Consider the following 11,549-nt stretch of genomic DNA (forward strand, 5'->3'; position numbering starts at 1 on the left):
TATCAATCTTATGGAGAACTTTTTCCTTGCTTGGGAGGGGTGATGCGGGTATGATCCGTATTCAATGCTAAAATTTTTCCAGCTTAGAGGAAAATTAGGCAAATTTTGCAGTTTATCGTTTCACCCCTCAGAATCATGCGTTTGGAATCGCCATGCCCGTGTCACGCATTCCGGAAACCACCGATCCCGTGGTAACCACCTCCAAGGCAGCGCAGATCCTGGGTGTCTCCCAGCGCACCATCCATTACTGGATGGAAAGGGGGATCATCAAATCCTGGAAAACCGCCGGGGGCCATTGCCGCATCCCCATGAGTTCCATCAACCTCCTGTTGGCCAAACGCCGCGAACAGCTCCAGGATCCCGAATTGCCCGAGCTGACCCTGCTGCTGGTCGAGGACGACGAGAATCTGCGCGAAATCACCAAGGCCGTCGTGGCCAACTGGGGATTGCCGGTCCGTCTGGTGGTGGCCGGGGATGGTTACGACGGGCTCATCCAGGCTGGTTTGCACAAACCCGGCGTCATCATCGCCGATCTGATGATGCCTGCCATGGATGGTTTCCAGATGATCCGCGCCTTGCGCGAGTCCGCGGAACTCAGTCGCAGCCACATCCTGGTGGTCACCGCCATGGATGAGGTGCAGATCGCCGCCAAGGGGGGGGTTCCCGAAGATGTCGAGGTGCTTCACAAACCCACCCCCTACGAACGGTTGAAGGTGGTGGTGATGGAGGCCCTCTTTTCTCAGCAACGGGGGCGGCGCGGGGTGGAACGGATCACCGCCTGACTGGTGTGATGGGCGGAGTCCCCGGAACCCTGGACCCCGCCCGTTTTTTCTCCCTCCGCTCTCTCACGAATCCGCCTGCTCCAGCAACGTCTCGCGCCACTCGACCACCCGGTTGCGCCCCAGATGCTTGGCCGCGTACAGGGCCTGATCGGCCCGTTTGATCAACTCCTCCTGGGTGCGCACCATCCGGTCACAAACGACCACGCCGATGCTCACCGTCACCTTCAGACCATCCACACGCATCTCCTCGATGCCCTCGCGCAGGCGTTGCGCGGCGAGCATGGCCCCGGAGAGCGACGTTCCGGGCATGATGATGCAGAACTCCTCCCCGCCGAAACGGCAACAGATGTCGATCTGCCGGTAGTGCAGATGGAGATTCCGGGCCACGGCCTGCAACACCCGGTCCCCCTGATCGTGACCGTGTTCGTCGTTGAACCGCTTGAAATGGTCCACATCCAGGAGCGCCACGGCAAAACCATGACCGCTACGCTGGAAACGCTGCATCTCGGCGTGCAGGTTCTCCTCGGAGTGACGGCGGTTGAACAGGCCGGTCAACGGATCGGTGATCGACTGACTGCGTAATTTCTCCTCGAGCTTCTTCTCCTCGGTGATGTCTCGCAGCAGGGCGGCGGATCCCATGGTGCTCCCGTTGCGGTCGTGGATGGTCGAGGCGTAGAACTGCAACACATGCTGGTTGTAAACCAGGGTCTCCGGCATGTCCACCCCTTCGTCGGCCACGAACCGCGCCACGAACTCCGGATCATCGACCACCTTGAGGAAGCCCTCCCGCTGAATCCGCTCCGCGGATTTGCCCAACAGCCGCTCCGCCGCCGGATTGACCAGCACCACATCCCCCGCGTCGTTGGTGACGACGATCCCTTCACGGGCACTCAAGATGATGGTGGTGAGCTTGTTCTTTTCGTTCTGCAACCCGTGGTGGAGCTTGTGCAGCTCGTTGCTCATGCGGTTGAAGTTCGCCGCCATGTCGGTCAACTCGTCGCGCCCCTCCAGGGGAAGCGCACGGGTGAAGATTCCCTGGGAGGTGGCGGCGATCGCTTCCATGAAGGCGTGGATGCGGCGTTGAATGCGGATGCGGGTGGCGATGATCACCGTCAGGAGGGTGAGGGCCATCAGACCCAGGACCAGCGAACTGGTGGCGACGATGCGGTCGATCCGCGTGCGCCAGGCGGTGATGTCCGAGTAGATCTCGAAGGCGCCCTGGAAGGCGTTGGCCCGCATGATCGGAACATAGGTCTCCACCACGTCGAGGAGAATGGTTTCGTCTTCGCGGTTCTTGCCGTTTTTCCGGACCACCTGGCTGTAGGGGGTCCCCTTGGCCACGATGTCGTGGAAATAGGCGTGTTCGTTGATTTTTCCGATCTCCTGGGGGATCGAGGAGTGGATGATGCGTCCGGAGGCGTCGAACAGTCGGTATTTGTGGAGCTTGAACCCGACCGCGACTTTCGCCAGCTCCTTGCGCAGCTCGTCGGTGACTTGCGGCTGGTTGGTGGCGGGATCGAAGGGGATGTCCCCGGCCAGGTGGTCGGCCAGTCGTACCGCGTCTTCCTCGGTGAAGCGGATGAGCACGTCGCGGAAGGCGGGATTGCCGACCCACCAGGCATGCAGGGGGATCAGAATCACGAACAGCACGGAGAGAAAAAAGCTGAACCTCAAGAAGCGGGTTCGGAACAGGCCGGTCAGCAGGCCGTGCGGTGCTGGGCTGTTGGGGTGCATGCGACGTATCCTGGAGTCTGGAGTCGATCATTCCTCGAAATGCAAAAGGACTCCTTATGATGGCATAGAACAGAATCGGGCGCACGGTTATTTGTTAAAGAGCTGATTATAAAATAGAATAATTGATTTATTAATATATTTTATCAATAATAAGAAAATTCAATCGCCGTGCGTTTCGAGCGCCAGAATCTCCAGTCGCCGTTGCATCAGGCCGGCTTCGTCCAATACCGTGTCGAGCGCATCCTGAAGCAGGGTCAGGGATGCCTGGCGCACGGCGAGTTGTTCAAGCTCGGCGCAGGCATGGGCGAAGCGGGTGGCGCCGAAGGTGCTGGAGGTTCCCTTGAGCTTGTGGGCGACCTGACGCAACCCTTCCGCGTCGTGGGTCTCCCAGGCGGCGCGCAGGGCATCCAGCCGGCCCGGAAAGTTTTTCAGAAACATCTCGAGGATGCGCGCAAAACCGCTGCCAGTCTCGTTTTTCAGCTGCTCGAGCATCACGGGGTCGATCACCTGGGGAGGGGATTTGGCGGATTGAGTCGGTTCCGGGATGTGTTGACCCCGTGCCAGGAAGCGGTTGAGCACCTCCAGAACCTCCCCCCGGCGCAGCGGTTTGGAAAGGTGCAGATCGCACCCGGCGGCCAGGGATCGCTCCATGTCCTCCTTCAGGGCGTGGGCGGTGACCGCGATCACCGGCGTGCGCGGGCGCCCCGTATCGGTCTCGGCGGCGCGGATCCGTCGCGTGGTCTCCAGGCCGTCCATGCCCGGCATCATGATATCCATGAAGACCAGATCGAACGGTTCGGCCAGGAACCGTTCCAAGGCTTCGGTGCCGCTGGCCGCCTCGACGATCACCTGGTTGCCTCCCTCGAGAAAGGCCAGGATCACCTGGCGGTTGTCTTCGGTGTCATCGACCACCAGCAGGCGCGGGGCGTCACCCGCGGGGAGGGCGATCTCCTCCGGGGGGGTGGACAGGATGACCGGTTCCGGCAGGTTTTGTTCCTCGCCCAAGGGGAGTTGCACATAAAAAATGCTCCCCGATCCCACGCGACTCTCCACCCAGATCCGGCCACCCATCAGGGTGACCAGTTGATGGCAGATGTTGAGTCCCAGTCCGGTACCGCCGAAACGGCGCGGGGTGGAGGCGTCGCCCTGGGTGAAGGGTTGAAAGATCTCCTTCAGGCGATCCTCGGGGATGCCGATGCCGGTATCCTGGACCAGAAACTGGATCATGCCGCCGTCCACCTGGCGGGCGCGCAGCGCGATCCCTCCCTGATGGGTGAACTTGATCGCATTGCCGAGGAGGTTCAACAGAACCTGACGCAACCGTTGCGGATCGCCGCGCACCTGGCGCGGCAGACCCGGTTCCAGGGAAATTGCCGCCTCGATCCCCTTGGTCGTGGCGCTTTCGCGGATGATCGCCAGGGTCTGGTTGAGTTCCACCTCGAGCACGAAGGGGATCGATTCCAGCTGCATCTGCCCGGCTTCGATCTTGGAGAGATCCAGGATGTCATGCACCAGGGCCATGAGCGATTCGCCGGCCCGGTTGGCGATCTGCACCATCTGTCGTTCCCGCGGGCTCAGTCGTGGCGACTCCCGGAGCATCTCGCCCATCCCGAGAATGGTGTTCATCGGGGTGCGGATTTCGTGGCTCATCGTGGCCAAGAAGCGGCTCTTGGCCCGATTGGCGGTATCGGCTTCCTGTTTGGCATCGAGCATCGCCTCTTCCAGGGCCTTGCGCTCGGTGATGTCGATCACCACCCCATCCCAGGTGGTATCTCCGATCAATTCGATGTTCGGCGTGGACTGGATGTGCAACCAGCGCACCCGGCCAGCCACCGTGAAACGACCGATCCACAGGAACGGCTCCCGCTTTTTGGCGATCTCCAGGGTCAGGCGCAGGAACTCCTCCTGTTCCTCGGGATGGGCGACGCGAAAAATCTGCATCACATCCCGGCTCAACGTCTCCCGATCCAGCCCGAACAGCGTGCAAAAGGGTTCGCTCACGTAGTCGAAGGAGATTTCGTTCTGCGCGGTACAGCGGAACTTGTAGACTCCGACCGGAATGCGCGTGGTCAGTTTTTCGTAATTTTCGCGACTGCGACGCAGCTCCTCTTCCATGATCTTGCGCGGCGAGATGTCCTGATGGGTGCCCACCGCCCGCAAGGGAGTGCCGTTGCGCGCGCGGGCCACCACCTTGCCACGGTCCAGAATCCACATCCACTCGCCACTCTTGGTGCGCAGGCGGTGTTCGGTCTGGTAGAGGGGGATCCGTCCGGCCAGATGGTCGTCGAGCCGCGCCATGACCGCCGCCTTGTCCTCCGGGTGGACCAGGCGGGCCCAGGAACCGACATTGGGTTCGATCTCGCCAGGTTCGTAGCCGAGCATGGCGCACCAGCGCGGACTGAAATAGACCGACCCGGTGGCGATGTTCCAATCCCACAACCCGTCGGTGCTCCCCTCGAGGGCGAATTTGAACCGCTCCTCGGAGAGATGCAGCTCCTGGCGCAACTGTTCGGATTCGTTGCGGGCGTTATACAGATTCAGAAACAGCCGCACCTTTGACAGCAAAATGACATCATCGATCGGTTTTTCGATATAATCCACCGCGCCGCTCTTGTACCCCTGCAAACGGTGGAAATCATCCTTGTAGGCCGCGGTCAGAAACAGGATCGGCAGATTCCGGGTCTGTTCCAGCTTGAAGGCGGTACGCGCCACCTCGAAACCGTCCATGCCGGGCATGTCCACATCCAGGAGCATCAGCGCGAAGTCGTGTTCGATCAGCAGGGCCAGGGCTTCGTGGCCCGAGAGGGCGGGATGGACTTCGGCGTTCACCCGTGACAACAACGCGCGCAAGGCGGTCAGATTGGCCGGCTTGTCATCGACGATCAGGATGCGGGGGCGTGGGAGCGGGTTCATGCGGGCGGTCTGGTCGAAGGTTGCCGGATGGGGTCGGGGTGGCCATGAGACGCCACGAAACTCCGTTGGGGACATGGATGGGTGCGCGCACCTTTCGACATGTCCACTTTGTATCTTGACATGTTTTGGCAAAATTAGCAATAAATGCAAATACAGTCAACCCCTTGTGTGACAGGGAAAGCGCATGTCCGAATGGTTCACCCAGCAGATGGACTACATCTATTTCGTCTACGGGCTGAGCTTCCTGATTCTGGGGGTGGTATGCCTCTTTTTGCCCCGTGAGGATCCCTCGGGACTCTCCTGGCGACTGCTGGCCGGATTCGGGCTGACCCATGGCCTGGTCGAGTGGCTGGAACTCGTGGAGATGTTCACCGGCGATACCCCGGAGTTCAATGCGCTGCGTTTTTTGATCCACGCGGTTTCGATCCTGTTTCTGGCCGAGTTCGCTCTGACCGGGGTGTTCGCCCGGTTCCGGCTGCCGAAACTGCTGGGAATCTCGCTGGTGCCGCTCGCCTTGACCGGTGCGTTGGCCTGGAGTCTCGGCATCGAACGCTTCCCGATCCTGATCCGCTACACCCTCGCCTTTCCCGCCTGCATGGCCGGGGCCTGGCTCTTCTGGCGCGCTCGCGGGGTGGACCCCACTCCGAACCGTATCTTCTGGCTGGCCATCGGCGCCCTGGCCATGGCGCTCCATGGGCTCGCCAGCGGCCTGGTGGTCAAGCCCAGCGACTTCTGGCCCGCCTCGCTTCTCAATACCCAGACCTTCCACGGCGCGGTCGGGGTGCCGATTCAACTGTTCCGCGCATTGGCTGCCCTGCTGATGACCATTTCGGTGTGGGGGTTCGCCGTGACCGCCAACTCCGACGCCACGCCGCTCTTTCACCACAAGAAACGCTACTTCGCCCTGTTCATCGGCGGATTCTGCATGCTGCTCGGCGCGGGATGGTGGCTGACCGATCATCTGGGCAGACTCTTTCAGGCCGACCAGACCCAGGCGCTGCGCAACGACCTGGATGGCCTGGTGAACCGCCTGAGTCGCGAAACCTTCGCCATCGACGGCAGCGTCATCGCCCTGGCCGGGATCCTTCAGCCCTTGTTCCAGCATCACCACCCGGATGAGGAGCATCGTGCCGAAATCGATGGCACCCTGGATCAGTTGGCCGCCTCGGTCAAGGGGGTGGCCTACCTGATGGGACCGGATGGCAAGGTGCTCGCCGCCTCCAATCGCAACACCCCCAACAGTTTCGTGGGCAAGAACTATCGCTTCCGTCCCTACTTCCTGGAGGCCATGGAGGGTCGGATCGGCCATTATTACGCCTATGGGATGACCTCCGGCGAGCCGGGCTATTATGCCGGCGCGCCGATTCGGGCGAAATTGCCGGATGGTGGGGGAAACGCCTCCTCCCTCCTCGGGACGGGCGGCGAGGAGATCATCGCCGTGGCGGTGATCAAGAAAACCCTGGTTCCCAGGGAGATGGGGTTCACGATGTTCTCCCACGCCTATCTGCTCAATCCGGACGGGGTGGCCCTGCTCTCCGGTCGCGATGCGTTCCCGCCGCATCCGCTGTGGACCCTCGAGCCGGCGGCGATGCGGCGTCTGGAGGAGAGCAAGCAGTTCGGACCGTTGGACGAACACGAACCGATCTTCAAACGCGAACTGCGTGATGGCATGACCATCATGCTGGAGCGGGCGCGTCACCTGGTGGGGCGGGTGGCCATCGACGATATCGGCTGGTCGGTGCTGCTGGTCAAATCCGAAAACACCACCCGCGTCAACCGCATGCTGGGCATTCTGATCGCGCTGCTGGTCAGCATTCTGATGCTCTCCTATTACGGGATCCTGCATCGCGAAACCACGGTGCTGCACGCGGCCCGCAAAATGGCCGAAAACGCCAGTCAGACCAAATCGTTCTTTCTGGCCAACATGAGTCACGAGATCCGCACCCCGATCAACGCGGTGCTCGGCATGATCCATCTGGCGCTCCAGACCTCGCTCACCAGTCAGCAACGCCATTATCTCACCCGCGTCGAGGAGGCCGGACGGACCCTGCTGCACATCATCAACGACATCCTGGACTTTTCCAAGATCGAGGCCGGCAGGCTCACCCTGGAGACCATTCCCTTTTCCATCGAGAAGGTGGCGGACCGCATGACCAGCATGGTCGCCCCGAAGACCCAGGACAAGGCGTTGGAGTTGATCGTGTTCGTCGATCACCACATCCCGCCGGTGTTGATGGGCGATCCGGTGCGCCTCGGACAGATCCTGCTCAACCTGGTGAGCAACGCGGTGAAGTTCACCGAACAGGGGGAGGTGTGCCTGGAGATCATGCTGGCCGAGAGCAACGACACCTCGGCCACCCTCGATTTCCGTGTGCGCGATACCGGCATCGGCATGACCGGGGAGCAGATGTCGCGCCTCTTCACCGCCTTCACCCAGGCCGATGCCTCGACCACCCGGCGTTTCGGCGGCACGGGTCTGGGGCTGGCGATCTGCCGCCATCTGGTGGAGCGCATGGGCGGACACATCGAGTTGACCAGCGAGCCGGACAAAGGGAGTCAGTTCGCCTTCCGGTTGCGTTTTTCGCGCGCCGGCGCAGGGGAGGTTCCGCCGGATGCCGCCGAGGGTCCGATCCGTCTGGCCGCCTCGCGCATCCTGCTCGTCGATGACCATCCCATGGCCCGGCGCGTCTGTCGCGACATGCTCGCCCCTTATCCGTGCCGCATCGAGGAGGCGGAAAACGGCTTGCAGGCCGTGGACCGCATCCTGCGCGCCGCCGGCGGCGATCCCTTCGACCTGGTGGTCATCGACTGGCGCATGCCGGGCATGGACGGTCTGGAGGCGATGCGGCGGGTACGTGACCTGTTGGGCGAGAGTGCCCCGCCGATGGTCCTGGTGACGGCCTACGGTCGCGAGGAGGTGGTCTCCGCCGCCAGTCGCGAGGAGGTTCCCTGGCTGCTCATGAAGCCGTTCGGATCTGCCGCCCTCCTGGAGATCATCGCCCAGGCCCTCGGCGGACGGGAGGTGCCGCGTCAGGTGCTTCTCGACGAGAAACCGATGATCGGCGGACATATCCTGCTGGTGGACGACAACGAACTCAACCAGGAGGTGGCCAAGGGAATTCTCGGCTTGGTGGGGTGTCGGGTGGCGGTGGCCAACAACGGGGTCGAGGCGATCGAAAAGGTGCGGACCGGAGGGTTCGACCTGGTGCTCATGGATGTGCAGATGCCGGTCATGGACGGCTACGAGGCGACGCGGCGCATCCGTGGCGATGCGCGTTGGGCCGGCCTGCCGATCCTCGCCATGACCGCCAACGCCATGAGCGGAGATCGCGAGGTGTGTCTGGCCGCGGGCATGAACGATTACGTCTCCAAGCCGATCGAGCCGCGTCTGTTGTATGCCGCGTTGCTCAAGTGGTTGCCCGAGGAGGCGCGCCAGACAATCGTGCAGCCGGAGTCCGAGTCGGCGGCTTCGGTGGTCGGGAGCGACGAGCGGTTCGAGAAACCGGTCCGGGAGGCGAGGAGGGATCCCGGACGCGACGGGTCGGTGGGAACGATTCCGGGCTGGCCACCCCTGCCGGGCGTGGATACCCGCCTGGGATTGAAAACCATGGGGGGCAACGTGGAACTCTATCGTTCCATTCTCACCAAATTCGTCCACAATCAGGGCCAGGCCGGACGGATCATGGCCGAGCGGTTGGTCGAAGGGGATCGGGAGGGGTTGGAACGGGCGGCTCATACCCTCAAGGGGGTGGCGGCCAGCATCGGGGCGCTGATGGTGCGCGATGCCGCCAAGGAGTTGGAACAGGCGGTTCATGCCGGTCTGGAGGCCGAACGTCTGCGCCCGTTGATCGCCACCACCGCCGTCGGTCTGGCGGAAGTGGTCACGACCCTCTCCCAGGCATTCGACGTGGAGCCTCCCGCGCCGGAAAAGGGGATGGCGGCGGACGGGGATCCGGAGGCGTGTCTGGATCCGGAGGTGGCCAGTCCTCTGTTCCGGCGGGCGCGGACGCTGTTGTACCATTTCGATTCCGACGCCGAGGCGGTGATCGCGGAGCTGGCCGGATGCCTGCGCAACGAACAGGAGCGCGAACGGTTGCGTCGGATGCGTCAGCGCCTGGAAGGGTACGATTACGAAGGGAGTCTGGAGATGTTGGAACAGTGGGCCGGCGAGTTGGGCATCGGTTTGGAGGCGTGACATGGAGAATACCGCGGATTCTCAACCCAAGACATTGTTGATCGTCGATGACGCACCGGAAAACATCACCATCTTGAAGGGGATTTTGGGCGATCTGTACCGGATCCGCCCGGCAATCCATGGCCGGGCGGCGTTGCGTGCCGCGCTGGTGGAGCCGATTCCCGATCTGATCCTGCTCGACGTGATGATGCCGGAGATGGATGGGTACGAGGTGTGCCGGCAGTTGCGCGACGATCCTCGCACCCGTGAGATTCCGGTCATCTTCGTGACGGGGTTGAGCGATGATGCCGACGAGATCCTGGGGTTGGAACTGGGCGCGGTCGATTACATCACCAAGCCGGTGCGCCCGGCCATCGTGCGGGCGCGCGTCAAGACCCAGCTGGCCTTGCGCGAGGCGGTCCAGACCATCGAGGCGCAGAACGCCCGGTTAAGGGAGGAGCGCGAGATGATCGAGAGCACCGTCCTGCGCATGCGCGAGGCGGATTCGTTCGTCATGGACCGGATTCGGCATCTCTACCATCCGGTGGAGCAAACCTCCGGTGATCTGCTCCTCTCCGGGATGACACCGGATGGACGGCGCATCGTGCTGCTGGGGGATTTCACCGGCCATGGTCTCAAGGCCGCCATCGGCGGGCCATTGGTCTCCTATATCTTCCAGTCCCTGCTCGCCCGTGGCGAGTCGGGAGCGTCGTTGTTCCGCGAGATCAACAATCAATTGCATGTCCGGTTGCCGGTGGGCACCTTTCTGGCCGCCACCCTGGTCGAGGTGGATGCCACGCGGGGAAGCGTGACGATCTTGAATGCCGCCATGCCGGAGTGCTACATCTTCCGGGATGGGGCGTTGACGCGGCGGATTCGCTCCCGATTCACCCCGTTGGGCGTTGCCCGCATGACCGATCCCCTGGTCATGGAGGAGCCTTTGAGGCTGATCTGCGGCGATCGGATCTGTCTTCACACGGATGGAATCGTCGAAGCGTCGGCGCCAGGCGGGGAGCAGTTCGGCGGAGAGCGGTTGCTGGCGTTCCTTGAGGAGGGGGCGGCCCGTGGCGGGGCGCTGGAGGATTTGTTGCCGCTTTTGAGGGGCTTTGGCGCGCGGGAGGTGTTCGAGGACGACATCGCCCTGATCGAGATCACGGTTTAAAACGCGATTCCAGCATCACGGAGGGAGCCCGTTATCCGTCCGTGGAATGGTTTGGAGGTTGTTTGGTGATTCCATGCATGGCATCACCAAGCTTGCACGAAGCGAAGCAATCGATTCGTGCTCGAATCAATTGCTTCGCAATTGGGCAGCCATGAATGGGCCGTGACGGCTGTTTGACTTTTGCCAAACAGCCGCTCAAGAGATTTTTCCGGGTGATTCCCCATCCATCGAACAATCCGATACAACGGGTTGCGAGGCGAACACCTCATCCACGGAGGTGGCGAACACGAAGGTGTCGCTCCAGGCTTCGATCTGCTCCAGATTCGCAGTCTTGATCTGCTCGATCATCCAGTCCGGAGTTGGGCCAAACTTGTGCCGGATCAGCTTGAGGAGCAGGGAAGCGGCCTCTTCCTGCCGGCCTTCCATGCGGCCTTCCATGCGGCCTTCCATGCGGCCTTCCATGCGGCCTTCCATGCGGCCCTGGTTCAACCACTCGGGTTTTTCCTTGGCGATAATATCCCGCGCAAACTGGGACATCATGGCGTGATCGCTCACGAGGCGAACACCTCATCCACGGAGGTGGCGAACACGAAGTTATCGCTCCAGGCTTCGATCTGCTCCAGATTCGCAGTCTTGATCTGCTCGATCATCCAGTCCGGAGTTGGGCCAAACTTGTGCCGGATCAGCTTGAGGAGCAGGGAAGCGGCCTCTTCCTGCCGGCCTTCCATGCGGCCTTCCATGCGGCCTTCCATGCGGCCTTCCATGCGGCCTTCCATGCGGCCTT

7 protein-coding genes are annotated in these 11,549 nt (G+C 62.1%); 3 read left to right on the plus strand and 4 right to left on the minus strand.

The features are described from left to right. The first annotated feature begins 152 nt into the window (after positions 1 to 152). Positions 153 to 782 carry a response regulator gene (locus ACV4UY_RS02055; RefSeq protein ID WP_491606000.1) on the plus strand — a complete coding sequence of 210 codons (630 nt, stop codon included), beginning with the start codon at positions 153 to 155 and terminating at the stop codon, positions 780 to 782. 63 nt (positions 783 to 845) lie between these two features. Here the strand turns inward: ACV4UY_RS02055 and ACV4UY_RS02060 are convergent, their stop codons facing one another. Together ACV4UY_RS02060 and ACV4UY_RS02065 are read right to left on the minus strand one after the other, a co-directional pair. Then, positions 846 to 2,516: a sensor domain-containing diguanylate cyclase gene (locus tag ACV4UY_RS02060; RefSeq protein ID WP_491606001.1), complete on the minus strand. Its 1,671-nt coding sequence runs from the start codon at positions 2,514 to 2,516 to the stop codon at positions 846 to 848. A gap of 159 nt (positions 2,517 to 2,675) precedes the next feature. After that, positions 2,676 to 5,504 carry a response regulator gene (locus ACV4UY_RS02065; protein WP_491606002.1) on the minus strand — a complete coding sequence of 943 codons (2,829 nt, stop codon included), beginning with the start codon at positions 5,502 to 5,504 and terminating at the stop codon, positions 2,676 to 2,678. 109 nt (positions 5,505 to 5,613) lie between these two features. On the opposite strand from ACV4UY_RS02065, the gene ACV4UY_RS02070 reads away from it, so the two are divergent. Beyond that, positions 5,614 to 9,624 (plus strand): response regulator, encoded by a 4,011-nt coding sequence (locus ACV4UY_RS02070; RefSeq protein ID WP_491606003.1) that lies wholly within the window; start codon positions 5,614 to 5,616, stop codon positions 9,622 to 9,624. Between the two features lies 1 nt (position 9,625). Beyond that, entirely contained in the window at positions 9,626 to 10,765 is a 1,140-nt protein-coding gene (locus ACV4UY_RS02075) for a SpoIIE family protein phosphatase (protein ID WP_491606004.1), read from the plus strand. 195 nt (positions 10,766 to 10,960) lie between these two features. On the opposite strand, the gene ACV4UY_RS02080 is transcribed toward ACV4UY_RS02075, so the two are convergent. After that, positions 10,961 to 11,305, minus strand: coding sequence for a DUF4351 domain-containing protein (locus ACV4UY_RS02080; RefSeq protein ID WP_491606005.1), 345 nt, complete (start codon positions 11,303 to 11,305; stop codon positions 10,961 to 10,963). A gap of 11 nt (positions 11,306 to 11,316) precedes the next feature. Beyond that, positions 11,317 to 11,549: DUF4351 domain-containing protein (locus ACV4UY_RS02085; RefSeq protein ID WP_491606006.1), on the minus strand; the 233-nt coding region annotated here is incomplete at its 5' end.

This window comes from Candidatus Magnetaquiglobus sp., from assembly GCF_058402785.1.